Here is a 20488-nt window from a genome sequence, read left to right on the forward strand (position 1 = left end):
GGTCGCAAAGCTGTGACCCAGGCGAGTGCGGCCGTGGGAGGCTTGACCCACCATGCCAGCACCCGATGAGTCGACTCCCGCCCGCCGCCTGCGTGTCGAGGACATCCCCGGCTACGACGGCCCGGGGACCGCCGGCGACGACGAGGTCTACGACACGTTCGTCGACTGGGTCGCCGGGCGCGGCATCACGCTCTACCCGGCGCAGGACGAAGCCGTCATCGAGATCGTCGCGGGGGCGAACCTGATCCTGAGCACACCCACAGGAACCGGTAAGTCGCTCGTCGCCGTCGGTGCCCACTTCGCCGCCCTCGCCCGCGGCGAGCGCACGTTCTACACCGCGCCGATCAAGGCCCTGGTCTCCGAGAAGTTCTTCGCGCTCGTCGAGATCTTCGGCGCCGAGAACGTCGGGATGATGACCGGCGACTCCGCGGTCAACGCCGACGCCCCGATCATCTGCTGCACCGCCGAGATCCTCGCCAACCTCGCCCTCCGGCACGGCGCGGATACGCCGGTCGGCCAGGTCGTGATGGATGAGTTCCACTTCTACGCCGACCCCGACCGCGGCTGGGCGTGGCAGGTGCCGCTCCTCACTCTGCCGCGCGTGCAGTTCATCCTGATGTCGGCGACGCTCGGCGATGTGACCGAGCTGGCCGCCGACCTCACCAGGCGCACCGGCCGCGAGACGGCGGTCGTGACCGGGGTCGAGCGTCCCGTGCCCCTGCACTACTTCTACGAGCTCACCCCGGTGCACGAGACCGTGGAGGACCTGCTGAACACCGCGCAGGCACCGGTCTACATCGTGCACTTCTCGCAGCTGGCCGCGCTCGAGCGGGCCCAGGCGCTGTCGAGCGCCCGCATCGCCAGCCGGGAGCAACGGGATGCGATCGCCGAGCTGATCGGCGGCTTCCGGTTCACGACGTCGTTCGGCAAGACGCTGTCGCGACTGCTGCGACAGGGCATCGGCGTCCACCACGCCGGAATGCTCCCGAAGTACCGGCGTCTCGTGGAGCAGCTCGCGCAACGCGGCGTGCTCCGCGTCATCTGCGGCACCGACACGCTCGGCGTCGGCATCAACGTGCCGATCCGCACGGTGCTCTTCACGGCGCTCACGAAGTTCGACGGCACCCGGATGCGTCAGCTCAACGCCCGCGAGTTCCACCAGATCGCGGGGCGCGCCGGTCGTGCCGGCTTCGACACGGCCGGAACGGTGGCCGCCCAGGCGCCCGAGCACGAGACCGAGAACCTCAAGGCGATCGAGAAGGCGGGTGACGACCCCAAGAAGCGCCGCAAGATCGTGCGCAAGAAGGCTCCGGACGGCTTCGTGTCGTGGGGCGAGCCGTCGTTCCGCAAGCTCATCGAGGCGGAGCCGGAGACCCTGACCTCGTCGATGCAGATCACGAGCGCGATGCTGATCAACGTCGTCGCGCGCGGGGGAGACGTGTTCGAGCACGTGCGCTCGCTAGTGTTCGACAACCACGAGCCGTGGAAGCGGCAGCTCGCGCTGGCGCGCCGCGCCCTCGGCCTCTACCGCACGCTGGTGACGGCCGGCGTCGTCGAGAACGTCGACGGGCGGATCCGCCTCACGGTCGACCTCCAGCCGAACTTCGCGCTGAACCAGCCGCTGTCGCCGTTCGCGCTCGCCGCCTTCGAGCTGTTCGACATCGAATCGCCCGAGTACGCGCTCGACATCGTCTCGGTGGTCGAGGCGACGCTCGACGATCCCCGGCCGGTGCTCTCCGCGCAGCAGTACGCCGCGCGGGGCGAGGCCGTCGCTGCCATGAAGGCCGACGGAGTGGAGTACGACGAGCGCATGGAGGCGCTCGAGACGATCGAGCATCCGAAACCGCATGCAGAGTTGCTGCAGGAGGCGTTCGTGACCTACGCGGCCAGCCAGCCGTGGGTGACCGACTTCGAGCTCAGCCCCAAGTCGGTCGTGCGCGATCTGTACGAGCGTGCGATGACGTTCGGCGAGTACATCGCGTTCTACAAGCTGGCCCGCTCCGAGGGAGTGGTGCTGCGCTACCTCTCCGACGCCTACCGCGCGCTCGGTCAGACGGTGCCGTCCGACCTGCGCACCGACGACCTGAACGACCTCATCGAGTGGCTGGGGGAGCTGGTGCGCCAGGTCGACTCCAGCCTGCTCGACGAGTGGGAGGAGCTCATCCATCCGGATGCCGCGCGGCACGCCGCCGAGTCGGAGGAGATCGCGCCTCCCGCACCGCGCAATGTCACCACGAACCGCCGCGCGTTCTTCGTGCTGGTGCGCAACGAGTTGTTCCGCCGCGTGCAGCTCGCGGCGCTCGACCAGGTAGAGCAGCTCGGCGCCCTCGAGAACGAGGCGGCGGCGCTCGCCGGAGAGGCGACGCCGGCATTCACCGCCCTCGACTGGGACGAGTCGCTCGAGGCGTACTACGACGAACACGACGCGATCGGCACGGATGCGGCGGCGCGGTCCGCGGCGATGATCGTCGTCGACGAGTCCCCGGCGGCGGCGGAGGGTGTGTGGCGGGTGCGTCAGATACTCGCCGACCCGGCGGGCGACCACGACTGGGGGATCAGCGCCGATGTCCTGCTCGGCGCGTCGGCGGAGCAGGGCGTCGCGGTGCTGCGTGTTACGTCTGTCAACCGCCTCTGACGCCGAGTTGACCTCCACGATGAGCCGTGTGAGTATCGTCGTGGTCGCGAAACTGCGCCAGGTCATTTGCATGAAATCCTGAAGAAATCTTGGTTCGGGATGCACTGTGTTCCGACACGAGACTGAGCCCCTCCAGGAGAAAGGCACCGGTGGATCTCACCGTCATCGTCGTGCTGGTCATCGCACTGGCCCTGTTCTTCGACTTCACCAACGGTTTCCATGACACCGCGAACGCGATGGCGACCCCCATCGCCACCGGCGCCATGCGGCCGAAAGTGGCCGTCGCCCTCGCCGCGATCCTCAACCTGGTCGGCGCTTTCCTCTCGACGGAGGTCGCCAAGACCATCTCGGGCGGCATCATCAAAGAAGGCGACGGCGGTGTCCAGATCACCCCGGAGCTGATCTTCGCCGGTCTCGTCGGCGCCGTGCTCTGGAACATGATCACCTGGCTGTTCGGGCTGCCGTCGAGCTCCAGTCACGCGCTGTTCGGCGGCCTCATCGGCGCGGCGATCGTCGGCGTCGGGTTCGGGGCCGTCGACTTCGTGGTGCTGCTCGACAAGGTCATCCTGCCTGCGGTGATCGCGCCCGTCACAGCCGGCGTCGTCGCGTACTCCGCCACGAAACTCGCGTACTGGATCACGAGACGCTACGACGGGCGGCCGGATGGTCGCGGAGGTTTCCGTTACGGACAGATCTTCTCGTCGTCGCTCGTCGCCCTCGCCCACGGAACCAATGACGCCCAGAAGACGATGGGCATCATCACGCTCACGCTGATCTCGGCCGGGCTGCAGCAGGCCGGATCCGGTCCGGAGACCTGGGTCATCATCTCCTGCGCCCTCGCGATCGCGATCGGGACGTACTCGGGCGGCTGGCGCATCATCCGCACGCTGGGCCGTGGCTTGACCGAGGTCAAGCCGGCTCAGGGCTTCGCCGCCGAGACCAGCACCGCCGCGACCATCCTGGCCTCGAGCCACCTGGGCTTCGCCCTCTCGACCACGCAGGTCGCCTCCGGTTCCGTGATCGGCTCCGGTCTCGGCCGGCGCGGCGCGTCCGTGCGCTGGGGGACGGCGGGACGCATCGCGCTCGGCTGGCTGCTGACCCTGCCGGCGGCGGCGATCGTCGGCGGCGTCTCCGCGTGGCTGGTGGACCTCGGACCGGTGGGTGTCGCGATCGACGCTCTGGCGGCCGTGATCGTGATCGTGATCATCTTCTGGCTGTCGAACCGCAACCGTGTCGACAGCGAGAACGCCGTCGCGCCGGTGCCCGTGCAGGGTGTCAGCGAGGTGGCGGCATCCGGTCGCGCGGTGAAGATCAAGAAGGTCAAGCCGCTGAAGAAGCCGCGCGGCAAAGCGAAGGAGTCAGCATGATCGACTGGATCGCCTTCCTCATCGTCTTCGCCGCCTCCCTGATCGGCGCCTGCGTCGTCGTCGCCCTCTATGCGCTCGGCACGCGTCTGCTCGCCGTGGCCGGCAGGGCCCTCTTCGTCGAGCCGGCCGAGTTCACGGATGCCATCACGGTGATCTCGCCGGAAGAGGCCGCCCGCGCCCTCAAGAAGGCGAACAAGGCGCAGCGCAAGAGCCCGCTCACCGACGGGCAGAAGCGCACCGCGCTCGCGGGCGCCTACGCCTGCTTCGTGCTGTGCGGCTGCGCGGTCCTCTACGGGCTGTACCTGATCATCCCGTACTTCCACAACTAGGCTCTGCGCGAGCAGCGCCTCCCGAGACGACGAAGCCGCCGGACAATGGCGTCCGGCGGCTTCGCCGTCGTCAGGGGTTCGTCCCTGGGCGGTGCGGTGTCAGTCAGTGCCGCGCAGTCGTGCGACGGCGCTCATCAGGTGGTACACGACGATCGCGGCGATCGTTCCGAGGGCGATGCCGTTGAACGTGAGCTGGCCGAGGTTCAGGGTGAAGTCGGCGATGCCGACGATCAGCGCCGTCGCCGCGGTGAACTGGTTCACCGGCTTGGAGAAGTCGACCTTGTTGTCGAGCCAGATCTTCACACCGATGATGCCGATGAGGCCGTACAGCGCGGTGGTCACGCCGCCGAGCACTCCGGCCGGGATCGTGTTGATCACGGCGCCGACCTTAGGGGAGAGCCCGAGCAGCACCGCGAAGATGCCGGCCACCCAGTACGCGGCCGTCGAGTAGACGCGGGTCGCGGCCATCACGCCGATGTTCTCGCCATAGGTGGTCGTGCCAGAACCGCCGAAGAACCCGGCGATCGTCGTGGCGAGACCGTCCGCGAACAACGCGCGGCCGGTGCGCTTGTTGACCGACGCATCCGTCATCTGGGCCACGCCGCGGATGTGCCCGACGTTCTCGGCCACCAGCACCAGCACGACGGGGAGGAACGCCGGCAGGATGCCGAACGTCGCACCGGGGTCCGCGAACGGATTGGTCGGCAGGGCGAAGGTCGGAAGGCCGATCCAGTCCGCTTTCGCCACCGTCGAGAAGTCGACCTGGCCGGCGATCACCGCGAAGACGTAACCGACGATGACGCCGATGAAGATCGACAGCCGGCCGAGCAGGCCCTTGAACAGGACGGTGCACAGAATGACCGCCAGCAGGGTCACGAGCGCGGTCCACGGCGCCTGGACGAAGTTGTTCTTGGCCGCGGGCGCGAGGTTGAACCCGATCAGGGCGACGATCGCGCCGGCGACGACGGGCGGCATCAGTGCATCGATCCAACCGGTGCCGGTGAGGATCACGATGCCGCCGACGATCGCGAGCAGGATGCCGACCGCGACGATCCCGAACAGGGCGCTGCCCATCCCGTTGCTGGCCGTCGCCGCCGTGATCGGAGCGATGAAGGCGAACGACGACCCCAGGTAACTGGGCAGCCGGTTGCCCGTGATCAGCAGGAAGAGGATGGTGCCGATACCGGAGAAGAGCAGCGTGGTGCTCGGCGGGAAGTGCGTGAGCACGGGGACGAGGAACGTCGCGCCGAACATGGCGACGACGTGCTGGAGACCGAGGCCGATCGTGCGCGGCCAGGTGAGCCGCTCCCCGGGGAGCACGATCTCCCTCGCTCCGACGTTCTTTCCGTCACCGTGCAGTTTCCAGGGCAGGGCCATAGGGCATCCTTCGCGTCGAGAGGGCTTTAGGCTTATCCGGTCGCGATTCGCGGCGAGAGCCCACCGAGATACTACGGGAGACGATCATTTCCGCACCGACCACGCCCGCACCTACCACGCGGGGGCGCCTGGACAGCTTCTTCGAGATCACCAAACGCGGCACCACCTGGGCGACGGAGGTGCGCGGTGGCGTGCTGACGTTCGTGACGATGACCTACATCGTCATCCTCAACCCGCTCATCCTGGGCGGCACGCCCGATGTCGCCGGGAACTCGCTGCAGGGTGCGCAGGTCGCCGCTGTGACGGCACTGAGCGCCGGTGTGATGACCGTGCTGTTCGGTCTGATCGCGCGCCTGCCGTTCGCGTTCGCCGCCGGCCTCGGCATCAACTCCTTCCTCGCCGTGAACGTGGTCAAGATCGTCACGTGGCCGGAGGCGATGGGACTCGTGGTGATCAACGGTCTGATCATCGTGCTGCTGGCGGCGACCGGTCTGCGCCGGCTGATCTTCAACGCCGTCCCGGCCCAGCTGAAGACCGCGATCACGGTCGGCATCGGCCTGTTCATCGCGTTCATCGGCTTCGTGGACAGCGGCTTCGTGCGCACCACCACGATGTCGTCGCCGCCGGTGCAGCTCGGCGAGGCCGGATCGATCGCGACCATCCCGACGCTGACCTTCCTGGTCGCGCTGGTCATCATGGGCGTGCTGATGGCCCGCAAGGTCAAGGGCGCCCTGCTGATCGGCATCGTCGCAGCCACAGTCGTCGCGATCATCGCCGAGGCGATCTGGCACGTCGGCCCCTCGATGGGCAAGAACCCGGCCGGCTGGAACCTGACCGTTCCTCAGCTGCCGTCCTCCCTGGTCTCGCTGCCCGACCTGAGCCTCGTCGGCCAGGTCGACGTGTTCGGCGCCTTCGGCCGCATCGGTGCACTCGCAGCCGTCATGCTCGTCTTCACCCTCGTCTTCACGAACTTCTTCGACGCGATGGGCTCGATGACCGGCCTGGCCCGCAGCGCCGGCGTGGCGAACGAGGACGGCACGTTCCCGCGGCTGCAGTCCGCCCTGATCGTCGAGGGCGTCGGCGCGGTGGTCGGCGGCGCGACCTCTGCCTCGTCCAACACGGTGTTCGTCGAGTCCGCGTCGGGCATCGGCGAGGGAGCCAAGACCGGCTTCGCCAGCGTCGTCACCGGCGTGCTGTTCCTGCTCGCGATGTTCTTCACGCCGCTGACCCAGGTCGTGCCGCTCGAGGTCGCGGCCGCCGCGCTGGTGATCGTCGGTGCCCTCATGGTGGTGCAGATCCGGTACATCGACTTCAGCGAGTTCTCCAGCGTGCTCCCGGTGTTCCTCACGATCATCGTGATGCCCCTCACCTACTCGATCGCCAACGGCATCGGCGTCGGCTTCGTGAGCTGGGTGCTCATCCGGTCGCTCGCGGGCAAGGCGCGCGAGATCAGCCCGCTGCTCTGGATCGTGGCCGCGGGCTTCCTCGTCTACTTCGCGCGTGGTCCGATCGAGACGCTGCTGTCCTAGCTGCTGCTCTCCTGGAAGATCGGGGGATCCCCTGACGAAGAACCGGGGGATAACCGGATGGTGGCCGCGGCGGCTCCACGGTTGACTGGAGTCACCATCAACCGAGGAGAGAACATCATGACCGACGCCGCAGGCCACCAGGCACCGCAGGCCGCACCGTACGCGTACGGATACGCGGCACCGACGGCTGCGCCCACCAGGACCTTGAGCATCACGAGCCTCGCGCTCGGGCTCGCATCGATCGTCTTCAGCTGGACGTTCTTCGCCCCCATCGCCGGTCTCGTGACGGGCGTCATGGCGCTGCGCCGCGAACCGGAGAGCAGGACGATGGCCGTCTGGGGCATCGTGCTCAACGCCGTGATGCTGGCAGGCGCCGTGATCGTCGCCCTGCTCGCGCTGATCGGCGTCGGGATCGGCTTCGCCTTCCTGCCGTTCGCCTTCCTGTAGGCCGACCGGCGACCGCACTTCGACGCCCTCCCGACGGCTTCCGGGAGGGCGTCGAGTCGTGTGCGGCCCAGCGGGCGTCCGGACCCGGCCGCGATCTCGGGGACAATGGACGGGTGGAAGACCCGACACCCCCGATCCTCCGTCCGCGCAGCTTCGTCACCCGCGGCCGCAAGACCGAAGCGCAGGCGCGCGCCATCGATGAGCTCCTGCCCGTCTACGGCGTGGAGTTCACCGGCGACCGCCTCGACCTCGACGCGGTCTTCGGCCGCAGCGCGCCCCGCGTCATCGAGATCGGCTTCGGCGACGGGGAGAACCTGCTCACCCTCGCGGAGCGGCATCCCGACCGCGACTTCCTCGGAATCGAGGTGCACGGGGCCGGCATCGGGCGCGTGCTGGGCGAGAGCAGTCTCCGCGGCCTCGAGAACGTGCGCCTCGTACGGGGCGACGCCGTCGAGGTGCTCCGCACGGGGTTCGCGCCCGGTTCGCTCGACGAGGTGCTGATCTACTTCCCCGATCCCTGGCCCAAGAACAAGCACCACCGGCGCCGCATCGTGCAGTCCGACGTCGCCGAGTACGTGGCGCGCGCGCTCGGTCCGCAGGGCGTGCTCCGCCTCGCGACCGACTGGGAGCCGTACGCCGAGCAGATGCTCGTCGTACTCGACGCGGAACTGGGACTCGTGAACGCCGCCGGAGCCGAGCGCTTCGTGCCGCGCCCCGACGACCGGCCGGTCACCAAGTTCGAGCGCCGCGGCGAAGGGCTCGGACACGCGATCTTCGACCTGGAGTACCGGCCCGCCTCGCATCCGTAGGATGAGCCATATGACCCTGGCCCAGACCGTCGCCGACCTCCGTCACTCCTTCGATTCCGGCATCACGAAGCCGCGCGGCTGGCGGGTCGCGCAGCTGACCGCACTGCGCCGGATGCTCACCGAACGCTCCGCGGAGTTCGAGGACGCCCTGCTGGCCGATCTGGCCAAGAACCCGACCGAGTCGCAGGTGGCCGAGATCGGCTTCGTCGTCGGCGAGATCGATCACATGCTGAGGCACCTGCGCCGCTGGCTGCGGCCGCGCCGCGTCACCGTTCCCGGCGCCCTGATGCCGGCGCGCGCGTCGATCGTGCGGGAGCCCGTCGGCGTCGTGCTGGTCATCGCACCGTGGAACTATCCGGTGCAGCTGTTGCTGGCGCCCGTGGTGGGCGCGCTGGCCGCCGGCAACGCCGTCGTGCTCAAGCCGAGCGAGCTGGCGCCCGCCACCTCGGCGGTCATGGCGCGGCTCGTGCCCGAATACCTCGACCCGCGCGCCGTCGCGGTCGTGGAGGGCGGGGTCGACGAGACCACCGAGCTGCTCGAGCAGCGCTGGGATCACATCTTCTACACCGGCAACGGCCGGGTGGGCCGGATCGTCGCCGCGGCCGCGGTCGAGAACCTCACGCCGGTGACCCTGGAGCTCGGCGGCAAGTCGCCCGTGTACGTCGACGACACCGTCGACCCGGTGGCTGCCGCCCTCCGCATCGCGTGGGGCAAGTTCATGAACGCCGGGCAGACCTGCGTCGCGCCCGACTACCTGCTGGCGACCCCGGCCGTCGCCGCCCGGCTGACCGAGGCGTTCCGTGCTGCGGTCATCGAGCTCTACGGCGACGATCCCGCGACGAGTCCCGACTACGGGCGCATCGTGAACGGACGGCAGTTCGAGCGACTGGCGGCGCTGCTCGGCGCTGGCAGCACGGTCGTCGGCGGTCAGACCGACGCGGCGACCCGCTACGTCGCGCCGACCGTGCTCGCCGACGTGCCGCGCGACGCCCCGGTGATGCGCGAGGAGATCTTCGGGCCCATCCTGCCGATCGTGACGGTGAGCGGGCCGGATGAGGCGATCAGGATCATCAACGAGGGCGACAAGCCCCTGGCGCTGTACGTCTTCAGCGAGAACCCGAGGATTCGCAAGCGCTTCACCACCGAGACGAGCTCCGGCGCGATCGGTTTCGGGGTTCCGGCGGCCCATCTCGCGGTCGGCGGCCTGCCCTTCGGCGGGGTGGGCGACAGCGGCTCCGGGGCCTACCACGGCGAGAACTCGCTGCGCACGTTCAGTCACGAGAAAGCGGTGCTGAGCAAGTCGCTCAAGCCGGACACGCTGAAGCTGATCTACCCGCCGTACACGGCGTCGAAAGACCGCTTCGTGCGCACCCTGCTGCGCAAGCTGGGGTGACCGGCACGCCCCTCCTCGCGGTCAGGGAACAGAGGTAGGCTCGGTGCGTCGGCGGCCACGAACGGCCGACATCCTTCACCGCCAACGCACAACGAGAGGCAACGGAGCCACCGTGAACACCGCACACACAGCCACCATGGACGAGCCTGTGACGAGACCCATTCCGGTCGTGGACGCCCGACAGAACGTCTCCGACGTTCCCACCCCGACGGCCGACGGGGGCCCGGTCAGAACCGAGAGCGACTCGCTCGGCGTCAGGGACATCCCGGCCGACGCCTACTGGGGCGTGCACACCTCGCGCGCCCTCGAGAACTTCCAGATCGCCAAGCGTCCGATCTCCGTCTATCCCGACCTCGTGGTCGCGCTCGCCAGCGTCAAGCAGGCGGCTGCGCGCGCCAACCTCGAGATCGGCGTGCTGGATGCCCACAAGGCCGAACTCATCGATCGCGCCTGCCAGCTCATCATCGACGGCGAGTACCACGACCAGTTCGTCGTCGGCGTGATGCAGGGCGGCGCCGGCACGTCGACCAACATGAACGCCAACGAGGTCATCGCCAACGTGGCACTCGAGCTCGACGGCCACGGCAAGGGCGAGTACCAGTTCATCAGCCCGATCGACGACGTCAACCGCAGCCAGAGCACGAACGACACGTATCCGACCGCCATCAAGATCGCGCTGACCTTCGCCCTGGCGCACCTGCTCGACGAGCTCGCCCTCCTCCGCGACTCCTTCGCTCGCAAGGGCGAGGAGTTCCGTCACGTGCTCAAGGTCGGACGCACCCAGCTGCAGGACGCCGTGCCGATGACGCTCGGCCAGGAGTTCCACGGGTTCGCCACCACCCTCACCGAGGACCACGCGCGTCTCACCGAGACGAAATGGCTGCTCGCGGAGATCAACCTCGGCGCGACCGCCATCGGAACCGGGATCACCGCCGACCCCGGCTACGCGGCCGCCGCGGTCAAGCACCTCAACGCGATCACCGGCCTCAACCTCGAGACCGCGCCCGACCTGATCGAGTCGACCAGCGACGCCGGCGCGTTCATGTCGTTCTCCGGCTCGCTGAAGCGCAGCGCCATCAAGCTGTCCAAGATCTGCAACGACCTCCGACTCCTCTCGAGCGGACCGCAGGCGGGCCTCGGCGAGATCAACCTGCCGCCGCGCCAGGCCGGTTCGAGCATCATGCCCGGCAAGGTCAACCCGGTCATCCCGGAGGTCGTCAACCAGGTCGCCTTCTCCGTGGCCGGCGCCGATGTCACGGTCACCATGGCGGCAGAGGGCGGTCAGCTGCAGCTGAACGCGTTCGAGCCGGTGATCGCGCACTCGCTGCTGCAGAGCATCACCTGGATGACCCAGGCCTTCCACACGCTGCGGGTGAACTGCGTCGACGGCATCACGGCCAACGAGGAGCGGCTCGGAGCGATGGTCGGCTCGTCCGTCGGAGTGATCACCGCGCTCATGCCGCACATCGGCTACGCTGCCGCTGCCGCCCTGGCGAAGACCGCCCTGCTCACGGGCGGCAACGTCGCCGACATGGTCGTCGATGCCAAGCTGATGAGCCGCGAAGACGTCACCAAGCTGCTCTCGCCCGCCCGGCTGAGTGGCCTCGAGGCCATCACGACGGCCGTGCCGATCGTCAAGGCGAGCAACCTGAGCTGATTCGCACCGGCTCGCCCGCGACAGGCGCCTGACGGGGTGCCCGTCGCGTCAGCGCGATTGCTCCGCCCGTTCTGCGCGGTGGAAGAGCGCGATCATGTCGCGGGCGAGCTGGTGGGGCGCGGTCTCGCACGGGCTGTGGCCCGTGGTGTACACCGCGAGGGTCGCTCCCAGCACCTGGGCGTTGGCGGCGTGCAGATGGGTGGGCCAGAGGTCGTGGGTGCCCGTCGCGACCAGCACCGGCACGCGGCTGCGGTTGACCTGGCCACGGACATCCGGCACCCGCTTCATCAAGCCGACGATGTCGTCGACGCTCGAACGGCGGGTGAGGTCGAACCGCGAACGCACGAACGCGAGCCGGCTCGGCGGGACCTTGTTCTTGTTGGTGACGATGCCCCAGATCATCAGCCCGGCGCCCTGGCGGCCGTTCAGGAACCAGCTGAGCCAGCCGATCACCCGCACGCCGCGGAAGGCCTGGCCGGGCTCCGGGGGAGTGGTGAGCAGGGTGAGGCTTCTGAACAGCCCGGGCTGCTCGACGAGGGCGAGCTGGGCGAGCACACCCGCGAAGGAGTAGCCGAGCACGTGCGCGGGCTCACCCGACCGCAGAAACGCCAGTACGTCGCTGACCAGGAGGCCGTAGGTGTACCGGCCGCCCGGCACCGGGCCGGCCTGCGCCGATTCGTACTGGCCGGCGAGATCGAAGCTCTGCACGAAGTAACCGCCGGCGACGAGGATGGGCGCGAGCAGGTAGAAGTCTTCTTTGGAGCCGGTGACTCCGGGGATGAGGACGACGCGCGGGTCGGACGGATCGCCGAGCGACACCACGGCCAGCTCTCCGCTGGGCGCGGCGAACCGCGAGAACGTCGCCCCGACGGGCGCGATCGACCAGTCGACGTCGGGCAGCCCCGCGTCGAGTCGTGCGGCGTCGTCGTCGCCTCCGGCGACACCCGGACGCCTCTCACCGATGGACACGCTCCAACGCTAGCCGACGCCGGCGACGTTCGCCGGTAGCGCGGCGCTTTCGTCGGCGGTGAGGGCCGGACGGTAGGTTGGACGGGTGAGATTCTCGCACCTCAGCTCCGCCACAGACCCACAGCCGCGTCTGGCAGCCGTCATCGGAGACGGCGTCCTGTTCCTCGACGAGGTGATGGACCCGGCGCCGCGCGATCTCCAAGATCTCATCGAGCAGGGGCCCGATGGTCTGGCCCACGTGCGGGCCGTCGTGGACAACGCCATCGCCCAGCACACCTCGCTCACACCGGTGCGCGGGCTGCGCCACGCCTCGGCGGTGCTGCGTCCGCCGCACGTCATCGCCATCGGCGCCAACTACGCCGCCCACGCCTCGGAGCTGAAGCTGCGCACCGAGAAGGCGGCCACGGTCTTCAATCTGTGGCCCAATTCGCTTTCCGGTCACGGGGGCACGACGAGCTGGCCCGAAGACCTGACCACGCAGGTGGACTACGAGGCGGAGCTCGGAGTGATCATGGGCAAGCCCGCCCGCAACGTGGCCGTGCGCGATGCCCTCGACTACGTCTGGGGCTACACGGTCGTCAACGACATCACGGCGCGCGACCTGCAGTTCTCGGAGGCGCAGTGGTCGCGCTGCAAGTCGTTCGACGGCTTCACACCGACCGGACCGGTGGTGGTGACCGCCGACGAGATCTCCGATCCGCAAGACCTCTGGCTCACCACCAACGTCGACGGCGCGATCCTGCAGGACTCGTCGACGGCCGACATGGTGCGGTCCGTCGCCGAGATCATCGCGTTCCTGTCGACGTCGGCGACCATCCCGCCCGGAACGCTCATCTCGACGGGCAGCCCGGGCGGCGCCGGATACTCGCGCACGCCCCCGGTGTTCCTGCGCGACCACTCGACGGTGACCGTGTCGATCGGCGGCATCGGCTACCTCACGACCTACTGCCGTGTCACCTGACGACCCGCCGCCGCGTCACCTGACGACCCGCGGCCCCGGTCGGCTCAGGCGACGGCCCCCGGCAGATCGTCGGCGTGCTCTTCCTCCCAGCGACGGCGCGCGGCACGGCGGCGCCACGGCGCCTCCTCCGGCAGGTGCATCCTGAGGGTGTTGTACGCCCAGCCCAGCCGGCGACCGAAGCCGCGCCAGGTGGAGAAGGGGCGCGCCGAGATGCCGACGGTGAGGCGCTCGTCGTAACGCACGATCTGGTCGGGATCGAGGTGGATGGCCAGGTCGAGGTCGTCGTGGATCTCGCGCAGCGAGCGGTGCACGCGACCGCGCACGCGCATCCAGACCTCGCGGCGCATGGCGAAGTTGGAGCCGAAGATCGGCGGATGCCCGAGCCAGACCTCCATCGACCAGAAGTAGCCGCCGATGTAGAGCAGCTGGCCGAGCCCCGCGACGACAGTGTTCCCGTCGTAGAAGATGCCGGGGCCGGTGAGCACGCCGATCTCGGGGGAGTCGACGAACTCGGCCTCGATGTGCAGCAGCCAGTCGATGGGGGGTCGCGAGTCGGCGTCGAGGCGCGCGATGATGTCGCCCGTCGCCGCGTCGTACCCGGCCGAGGCGGCCGGCCAGATGCCGCGGACCGGCTCCTCGATGACCCGGGCTCCCGCGGCGCGGGCCACGGCCGCGGTCTCGTCGGTGCTGCCGTTGTCGACCACGACGATCTCATCGGCCGTACGCAGCTGCCTGGCCAGGTCTGCCAGAGAACGCGAGAGCATCTCGGCGTCGTCGAGAGCCGGGATCACCACGGTGATCGAGGGCAACGTCGGCTCCCTCCTCACCGGATCGCGCAGTTACGTCTGGAATCCTACGCCGAAGCCGCGCGCCACAGGTGCATTCCTGCATAGCTGCGCCACGGCGCCCAGCTCGCGCCGTGCGCGGCGAGGGCGCGTGCCTCGGACGGCAGCCCGAGCTTGGCCGCCCCCTGCCGGATGGCCAGGTCGCTCGTCAGCAGGATGTCCGGGCTTCCCAGCACGCGCATCGCGACGTAGCCGGCCGTCCACGGTCCGATGCCCGGCCGCGCGACCAGACGGGCCTCGAGCTCCTCGCGCGACTCGCCGACGTCGATGACCAGGTCGCCCGTCGCGAGCGCCTCCGCCGTCGCGACGATGGCGCCGACGCGCTTCGCCGGCCCCCTGAGCACCTCACGACCGTGCTCGGCGATGGCGGCGGCGGTCGGGAACAGACGGGTGAAGCCACCGAGGGCGATCGGCTCGCCCAGTGCCTCGGTGAGCCGAGTGAGTGCCGTGCGGGCGGCCGGCACCGACACCTGCTGGCCGATCAGGGCACGGAACAGGATCTCGTCGGCGTCCACCGCCCCCGGCACGCGACGGCCGGGAGCGGCCGCGACGCTCGCCGCGAGAGCGGGATCGGCGGCCAGGGCGTCGTCGATGGCCTGCGCGTCGGCGTCGAGATCGAGCAGGCGCCGGATGCGGGCGACGAGCGGTGCGAGGTCGGCGACGTCCGACAATGTCGCGTCGCACAGCACGTGCGGCGCGGACGCGGTGCCGCCGAGCGTGAGGCGGACGGTCGCGGGACCGTGCGGCAGCGCGATCGCCCGCGCGTAGGTGCCGTCTCCGCCGAGCTCGGCGCCGGCGATCGACCGTGCTGTGAGGAAGCCGAGGAGAGCGGCTCCGTCGAACGGCGCACGCGCGGGCAGGCGCAGCGACAGGGTCGCGTCGCCGGTCGCGTCGCCCGCCGCGTCGTGGTGGCCGCCCGGCGCACGCTTCGTGCCCGACCGGCGCGCGGCGGCGGATCGGATGTCGCCGGGCGTCGTTCTGTAGATGTCGGCCATCGTCTCGTTGAACTGGCGAACGCTCGTGAACCCCGCGGCGAACGCGACGTCGGTGATCGACAGGTCGGTGCCGGCCAGCAGCAGGCGGGCGGTCTGCGCGCGGTGCGCACGGGCGAGGGCGAGGGGACCGGCGCCGAGCTCGGCGACGAGCACCCGGCCGAGATGTCGTGGGGTGTACCCGAGGCGGTGGGCCAGGCCGGGAACGCCTTCGCGCTCGACGGTGCCGTCGGCGATCAGCCGCATGGCGCGGGCGGCCAGGTCGTCGCGCATGTTCCACTCGGGCGACCCCGGCACGGCATCCGGCAGGCATCGTTTGCACGCACGCAGCCCGGCTTCGTGGGCGGCCGCTGCGGTCAGGTAGAAGGTGACGTTCGACGGCTTCGGCGAGACCGCCGGACAGCTCGGGCGGCAGTAGATGCCGGTGGAGTGCACGCCGGTGATGAACTGGCCGTCGAAGCGCGCATCCCGGGCGCTCATGGCGCGGTAGCGCTCGGCGAACACCGGATCGTCGAACTCCTCCGGCCGCTCCAGGACTGCGTGTGCACTGCTCATGCGCCCAGCCTGCCACCGCCCGCCGACATCCGATAGCGGATTTCGGACATCACCCGCGCGCCCCCTCCCGCCCGCCCCGCCCCCGCCCCGCCCCGCCCCGCCCCGCCCCGCCCCGCCCCGAGCCCACTTCAATCGAGTCCGAACTTGTTGCGGCGACACGCCGAGGCTGCGGTGCAACAACTTCGGACTCGATCGCCGGTGGTGGCGGAGTGCGCGCGGAAGCGGGGCGGGCGGCTTCTAGAGTGAGTGGCATGGATGTTCTCGACTGGCTCAGGGCGGCACTCGGCGACGAGGCGGTCGCCTCGGGAGTGCTCAGCACGGATGACGCCGAGCTGGAGGCAGCTCGCACCGACCGCTCCGGATGGATCGCCGATGGCCGGCCGCTGGCCGTCGTGCACGCCACCACCGTCGAGCACGTGCAGGCGACCCTCCGGGCGGCGAGCGAGTTCCGCGTGCCCGTCGTGCCCCGCGGCGCCGGCACTGGCCTCGCCGGCGGCGCGAACGGCACCGATGGCTCGATCGTGCTCAGCGTCGCCGGGATGAACCGCATCGTCGAGATCTCGGCCGACGACGAACTCGCCGTGGTGGAGCCCGGCGTGATCAACGCCGACCTCAACGCCGCCTTGGAGCCCTTCGGCCTCTGGTTCGCGCCCGACCCGGCGAGCAAGGCGATCTCGACCGTCGGCGGAAACATCGCGACCAACGCGGGCGGTCTGCTCTGCGCCAAGTACGGCGTGACGCGCGAAGCCGTGCTCGCCCTCGACATCGTGCTGCCGGATGGACGGCTCATCAGCACCGGCCACCGCACCGTCAAAGGCGTCACCGGCTTCGACATCACCGCCCTGTTCGTCGGCTCGGAGGGGACCCTCGGCGTGATCGTCGGGGCCACAGTGCGGGTGCTCCCGATCCCGCCCGGTGTCCCCACCACCATCGGCGCCCTGTTCCCGGATGTGCGCACGGCCGCCGGAGCCGCGGCCCGGGTCACCGCGTCCCGGCTGCGGCCTGCGGTCATGGAGATCCTCGACGGCCCCTCGCTGGAACGCATCTCGGCCTACCTGGGCGAGCAGGTCATCGCCGAGGCGTTCGGCGTCACCCACGGCGGCAGTTACCTGCTCACCCAGTTCGACGGGCTCTCGGCGGCCGACGACGCCGAAGCGGCCGCACAGGTCATCCGGGAGGCCGGGGGCACCGTCGAGGTCTCCGTCGACGCCGAGGCCGGCGAACGGCTGCTGGCGATCCGCCGCGCCTTCCATCCGGCGCTCGCCGCCACGGGCGAGGTGCTGATCGAGGACGTCTCGGTCCCGCGCTCCCGGATGCCCGAGATGTTCGCGGCGATCGAGAGCATCTCCGCGCGGCACGGCATCGCGATCCCGACCGTGGCGCACGCCGGCGACGGCAACCTGCACCCGAACTTCGTCTACAGCGGTGACGTCGTGCCGGAGGCGGTCTGGGACGCCGCGAACGACCTCTTCCGCACGGCCATCGAGCTCGGTGGCACGCTGACGGGCGAGCACGGGGTCGGCGTGCTCAAGCGCCGCTGGCTGGCCGACGAGCTCGGGCCGGACTCCTACGATCTGCAGGTCAAGCTCAAGTCGGTGTTCGACCCGCTGGGCATCCTGAACCCGGGCAAGGTGTTCGGCTGAACGGCGCTGGATGACGAGACCCCGCACGGCCGGTGAAAGGTCCGGCCGCGCGGGGTGGTCGACGGGAGTGGACTACGCGTTCGCCGCGACGCCGACGCCCGTGGCGGCCGGCATCAGGAGCTCGACGTCGGCGTATGCTCGCGCCTCGGTGCGCGACGGTACATCGAACACGCGGCCCGGCTCATCCGTCGTGTCGAACGGCGTCCAGCCGGGGTCGCCCGTCGTGATGAATGCCACGGCCGCGCCGTGCACGTCGTCCGCGAGCGCCTGGGGCGGGTTCGGGCCGGCGATGTAGTCGACACGGTCGCTGCCGAGGCAGTCGAAGAAGAACGGCATGTCGAGGCAGTGGCAGGCTCCTCCGATCGTGGGCGATGCCCAGGCGAACCGGTAGAGCCAGGTCGGTGCTCCCGTCGCCGCGCGTTCCCGGGCCAGCGCGAGGGCGGTGGTGCGGAACATCCGGTCGGTCAGGTACTGGCCGATGACGCCGGCCGTCCCCGACGCAGCGTGCTCCTCGGCGTACGCGGCGACCGTGTCGTCGGCGAGACCGAAGCGGGACAGGATCGCCGCGGCCGGCACGGCGGCGAGGGCGTCCGCCTGCGGCGCGAGCGCCATGTTGAACTCGTTGTCCGTCGCGCCGAGCACCAGCGCCTTGTCGGCGCCGACGCCGCGGGCGAGCGCTGCAGCGATCGGCTCGGGCAGCAGCTCGCCGTCGACGACGGGCCCCCAGCTCAGTCCGCCGGATGCGAGCGCCACCAGGGGAGCCAGCGGGTCGGCGTCGCCCGTGGCATCCGGTTCGGGCACGGGAGAGGCGATCCTCGCCTGCAGGTCGAGGACGACGCTCTCATCGAGGGTTCCGAGGCCGGCGCGGGTCGGCTCGACGCCTCCCTCCGCGGCGAGGCGCCGGCCCAGCGTCTCCGCCTCGGCGAGCGGAAGATCGCTCGTCGCCCCCGAGATGCTGATCACGCCGTGGAAGAGCGACGCCGCCGACGGCACCGCGAGCAGGCTGAGCACCGCGCCGCCGCCGGCGGACTGCCCGGCGATCGTCACGCGCGACGGGTCGCCGCCGAACGACCGGATGTTGTCCCGCACCCACTCGAGGGCGAGAATCCAGTCAAGGATGCCGCGGTTCTGCGGCGCGTCCTCGATCCAGCCGAAGCCGTCGAAGCCCAGGCGGTACGAGACCGACACGGTCACGACGCCGTCGCGGTTGAAGGCGGCCCCGTCGTACCAGGGGCTGGCGGGCGACCCGGCGACGAATCCGCCGCCGTGGATGTAGACGAGGACGGGCAGCGCGGCTCCGGTGTCGGCCGGGGCGGGGGTGAACACGTTGACGTTCAGCGTCGAGTCCCCGGGGATCGACGGCTCCGGGATGAGGGTGACCTCGCTGAGTGCCGCGCGCTGCGGTGTGGCGCCGTACTCGACGGCGTCGCGCACGCCGGGCCAGGATCGGTGCGGCACCGGGGCGGCGAAACGGAGGTCTCCGACCGGCGGCTCGGCGAACGGGATGCCGAGGAAGGCGGCCGACCCGTCGCGCCAGGTGCCGCGGACGCGTCCGGCGGTGGTGTCGACCTCGGGCGGGGTGGTGGGGGTGCTCATACTGTCATTCTCCTAACGAACGCTCTTGATGGGGATGAGGACGAAAGCCGCGAGCGCGACGGCGATCATCCCGAAGACGAACAGGGCCGGGAATCCGCCGACCACGCCGATCAGCACCGCCGCGACCGTCGGGCTGAGGGCCTGCGGGATGTTCGTGGCGACATTGAGAATGCCGAGATCCTTGGCCGCCGCCGTGCCGCCGCCCGGCAGCACCTCGGTCATCAGGGCGGTGTCGCACGCCATGTAGAGGCCGAAGCCGAATCCGTTGATCGCGCTCATCACCAGCATCCCGGTGAGGGTGGGGGAGATCAGCGGGATGGCGAGACCGACGATCATCAGTGCGCTCGCCGCGTAGATGAACACCTTGCGGCGGCCGAGCTTGTCGCTCAGCCATCCGGCGAGGGACACCGAAACCACGGTGGTCACGAGCGAAGCGATGCTGAGCAGACCGATCGCGCCGGTCGCCTGCTCGGTGGTCATCCGGATGTAGTCGGTGAGGATGAACAACTGGTACCCGAAGGTGACGAAGTACCCCAGGATGAACAGGAAGCGGGCGGCGAAGGCCCACGCGAAGTCGGGGTTCCTCCGCGGGTTGATCCAGAAGCCGGCGGCGAAGGTCTTCCAGCTGAACGGAGGGTGCACGGCGTTGCGGCTCGAGTAGTCCCGATTGATCAACACGAAGGCGAGCGTGACGACGAGCACCGCGACGCCGAAGATCGTGTACCCGACCCCGATGTTCGCGGCCAACTGCCCGGCGACCAGCACGCCGATCGTGCCGCCCGCCATCGTTCCGATGCCGACCATGGCCGACGCGACTCCGCGCTTGCTGCGCGGGAACCGGTCGGGGGTGATCGCGGTGAGGGGACCCTGCAGCGCGTTCAGCGACACCTGGATGACGACCCAGAAGATCGTGATCCAGAGGATCGAGCTGAGGCTGCCGAGGCCGGCCAGGAACACGGCACCGACCGCGGCTCCGATGATCATCCACGGGGCGCGGCGGCCCATCCGGCTGCGGGTCCGGTCGCTGAAGGCTCCGACGATCGGCTGCGCGAAGAGCGTGAAGACGAAGGAGGTCGTCGTCACGATGGCCAGGTTGTTGATCTTGTGCACCGGATCGATGGCCGTGACCTGAAGGGGGAGGAGCACCGCGATCAGGCCCGAATACGTGGCGAACAGCACCAGCGAGGTGATAGCGAGAGAGGGGAGGAGGGGGCGCCGGTTCGAGGGCGAATAGGGTGTGGGACCGGCTTCGGCGGTCGCGCGGTCGACGACGACGGCATCGCCGAGGTCGGTGGGGGCGGGGGATGCTGCAGCCGCTGTGGCGGCGAAGGGTTCGACGGCGTCGAACTCGGGTGGATGCGTAGACACAACACTCCTCTTCGTT

At 69.9% G+C, this 20488-nt stretch carries 16 protein-coding genes; 10 read left to right on the forward strand and 6 right to left on the reverse strand.

Annotated elements, in window-relative coordinates:
- Positions 1-52 precede the first annotated feature (52 nt).
- The 3 genes from AC1DB1_RS15630 (at position 53) to AC1DB1_RS15640 (ending at position 4331) form a co-directional block, all read left to right on the forward strand.
- Positions 53-2635 (forward strand): DEAD/DEAH box helicase, encoded by a 2583-nt coding sequence (locus AC1DB1_RS15630; RefSeq protein ID WP_477201457.1) that lies wholly within the window; start codon positions 53-55, stop codon positions 2633-2635.
- Positions 2636-2784: 149 nt separating this feature from the next.
- Positions 2785-4002 carry an inorganic phosphate transporter gene (locus AC1DB1_RS15635; RefSeq protein ID WP_271178134.1) on the forward strand — a complete coding sequence of 406 codons (1218 nt, stop codon included), beginning with the start codon at positions 2785-2787 and terminating at the stop codon, positions 4000-4002.
- A complete protein-coding gene (locus tag AC1DB1_RS15640) occupies positions 3999-4331 on the forward strand; it encodes a peptidase (protein WP_477201458.1) in 333 nt (110 codons plus the stop codon). Before AC1DB1_RS15635 ends, AC1DB1_RS15640 begins: the two co-directional genes overlap by 4 nt.
- A gap of 99 nt (positions 4332-4430) precedes the next feature.
- On the opposite strand, the gene AC1DB1_RS15645 is transcribed toward AC1DB1_RS15640, so the two are convergent.
- The gene (locus AC1DB1_RS15645; protein WP_271178136.1) at positions 4431-5708 is read right to left on the reverse strand and encodes a uracil-xanthine permease family protein; all 1278 of its coding nucleotides are present in this window, start codon (positions 5706-5708) and stop codon (positions 4431-4433) included.
- Between the two features lie 83 nt (positions 5709-5791).
- Between AC1DB1_RS15645 and AC1DB1_RS15650 the strand changes: the two genes are divergently transcribed.
- The 5 genes from AC1DB1_RS15650 (at position 5792) to AC1DB1_RS15670 (ending at position 11543) form a co-directional block, all read left to right on the forward strand.
- Positions 5792-7237, forward strand: a complete 1446-nt coding sequence (locus tag AC1DB1_RS15650) for an NCS2 family permease (protein ID WP_477201556.1) — start codon at positions 5792-5794, stop codon at positions 7235-7237.
- Between the two features lie 117 nt (positions 7238-7354).
- Positions 7355-7684: a DUF4190 domain-containing protein gene (locus AC1DB1_RS15655; protein WP_477201459.1), complete on the forward strand. Its 330-nt coding sequence runs from the start codon at positions 7355-7357 to the stop codon at positions 7682-7684.
- 113 nt (positions 7685-7797) lie between these two features.
- The gene (trmB, locus tag AC1DB1_RS15660) at positions 7798-8493 is read left to right on the forward strand and encodes a tRNA (guanosine(46)-N7)-methyltransferase TrmB (RefSeq protein WP_477201460.1); all 696 of its coding nucleotides are present in this window, start codon (positions 7798-7800) and stop codon (positions 8491-8493) included.
- Between the two features lie 10 nt (positions 8494-8503).
- Complete coding sequence (locus AC1DB1_RS15665) at positions 8504-9886, forward strand: aldehyde dehydrogenase family protein (protein ID WP_477201461.1); 1383 nt, start codon at positions 8504-8506, stop codon at positions 9884-9886.
- Positions 9887-10022: 136 nt separating this feature from the next.
- Positions 10023-11543 carry an aspartate ammonia-lyase gene (locus AC1DB1_RS15670; RefSeq protein ID WP_477201462.1) on the forward strand — a complete coding sequence of 507 codons (1521 nt, stop codon included), beginning with the start codon at positions 10023-10025 and terminating at the stop codon, positions 11541-11543.
- Between the two features lie 48 nt (positions 11544-11591).
- Here AC1DB1_RS15670 and AC1DB1_RS15675 read toward each other — a convergent pair whose 3' ends face one another.
- Positions 11592-12512 carry an alpha/beta fold hydrolase gene (locus AC1DB1_RS15675; RefSeq protein ID WP_477201463.1) on the reverse strand — a complete coding sequence of 307 codons (921 nt, stop codon included), beginning with the start codon at positions 12510-12512 and terminating at the stop codon, positions 11592-11594.
- An 85-nt stretch (positions 12513-12597) separates the two neighbouring features.
- On the opposite strand from AC1DB1_RS15675, the gene AC1DB1_RS15680 reads away from it, so the two are divergent.
- The gene (locus tag AC1DB1_RS15680) at positions 12598-13473 is read left to right on the forward strand and encodes a fumarylacetoacetate hydrolase family protein (RefSeq protein ID WP_477201464.1); all 876 of its coding nucleotides are present in this window, start codon (positions 12598-12600) and stop codon (positions 13471-13473) included.
- 44 nt (positions 13474-13517) lie between these two features.
- Here the strand turns inward: AC1DB1_RS15680 and AC1DB1_RS15685 are convergent, their stop codons facing one another.
- Positions 13518-14282, reverse strand: a complete 765-nt coding sequence (locus tag AC1DB1_RS15685; RefSeq protein ID WP_477201465.1) for a glycosyltransferase family 2 protein — start codon at positions 14280-14282, stop codon at positions 13518-13520.
- 44 nt (positions 14283-14326) lie between these two features.
- Positions 14327-15865 (reverse strand): AlkA N-terminal domain-containing protein, encoded by a 1539-nt coding sequence (locus AC1DB1_RS15690; RefSeq protein WP_477201466.1) that lies wholly within the window; start codon positions 15863-15865, stop codon positions 14327-14329.
- A 251-nt stretch (positions 15866-16116) separates the two neighbouring features.
- On the opposite strand from AC1DB1_RS15690, the gene AC1DB1_RS15695 reads away from it, so the two are divergent.
- Positions 16117-17508, forward strand: a complete 1392-nt coding sequence (locus tag AC1DB1_RS15695) for an FAD-binding oxidoreductase (RefSeq protein WP_477201467.1) — start codon at positions 16117-16119, stop codon at positions 17506-17508.
- A 72-nt stretch (positions 17509-17580) separates the two neighbouring features.
- On the opposite strand, the gene AC1DB1_RS15700 is transcribed toward AC1DB1_RS15695, so the two are convergent.
- Together AC1DB1_RS15700 and AC1DB1_RS15705 are read right to left on the reverse strand one after the other, a co-directional pair.
- Positions 17581-19104, reverse strand: a complete 1524-nt coding sequence (locus AC1DB1_RS15700) for a carboxylesterase/lipase family protein (protein ID WP_477201468.1) — start codon at positions 19102-19104, stop codon at positions 17581-17583.
- A 12-nt stretch (positions 19105-19116) separates the two neighbouring features.
- Positions 19117-20472 (reverse strand): MFS transporter, encoded by a 1356-nt coding sequence (locus AC1DB1_RS15705; RefSeq protein ID WP_477201469.1) that lies wholly within the window; start codon positions 20470-20472, stop codon positions 19117-19119.
- Between the last annotated feature and the right edge of the window lie 16 nt (positions 20473-20488).

Source organism: Leifsonia sp. 10N434 (assembly GCF_056394405.1).